Here is a 904-nt window from a genome sequence, read left to right as displayed (position 1 = left end):
CCCCCCCGGGGGGGCCTGCCCCGGGGAGAGATCCGCGAGCCGTTCTGCCGTCAGCAACAGGCCCTGCTGCCCGGCAACGTGCGGCGCTGGCTGCCCCGGGGCCTGCGCAGGAAGACCCCGCGCTGGGTCGGCATGCGGGTCCGCGAACTGGACCGCTTCTGGGAGGCGATGGCCAGACGGACACGGGACTGATGTTCTTTGTGGTGTCAAGGTACATGCCTGTGAGGCTGCCGAGCTGACGGCCTTTTTCCCAGGTCAAGCACAGCTCTCGCGTGGGTGCGATCAGCTGTGGGCGGGTTTGGTCAGACGCTTGTTGACTCTGTGCTGACTTCGTGAGGGGGCCGTCAGTTCCTGAGTGGTGACTTCTCGTACAGGTGCGCACGGCGTACTGGCCCAGAAGAAGCCCAAGTCGCGAGCGCCGGGGCGTCCCGTCGCGTCTCGGAGCAGTGCCGGGCCGCAGAGGACTGTCCTGACCGGGCTGGACCAAAGCTGGATCCGGTGCTGGCGGAGGCCGGCGTTTCTTCGGCCCGGCCCTACAACGGTGGCGCTTTCCTCGCAGGACCGCGACGACACCGCGTTGAAGTCTCCGGCTCGGGCAAGCCCTCCGACCTCCGTACGGCGCACGGATATGCCCAGCGCCGCTACCGTCTACCGAACTGCGCGCCCACGACCAGCGTCAACTACCACCTCAAGGCCTGATCCACGGACTTCCACAGTCGGAGCTACCCGCATCGGGCTTCGGACGGGGGATGGCGTCGGGTGCTGCGCGGGTGTGTCAATTTAACGGCTGATCTTGGTTGTTGAGTGGTCAGTTGTCGCTCGGGGTCAGGCGACCCTCGAAGGCGATCTGGAACGCGTTCAGGGGTGCTTTCCAGCGCATGGTCCACCGCTTGCGGCCCTTGGG

General features: G+C 66.8%; 1 protein-coding gene. It reads left to right on the top strand.

Annotation, left to right across the window (positions count from 1 at the left end; translation table 11 throughout):
• Positions 1–192, top strand: a 192-nt coding sequence (locus tag TN53_RS41115) for a hypothetical protein (protein ID WP_046263996.1), incomplete at its 5' end; no start/stop codon positions are given.
• Between the last annotated feature and the right edge of the window lie 712 nt (positions 193–904).

The sequence above is a fragment of the Streptomyces sp. WM6386 genome (genome assembly GCF_000972385.1).
GTDB lineage: Bacteria > Actinomycetota > Actinomycetes > Streptomycetales > Streptomycetaceae > Streptomyces.
Note: the sequence above shows the minus strand (reverse complement) of the source record. Positions and strands in the feature narration are given on the sequence as shown.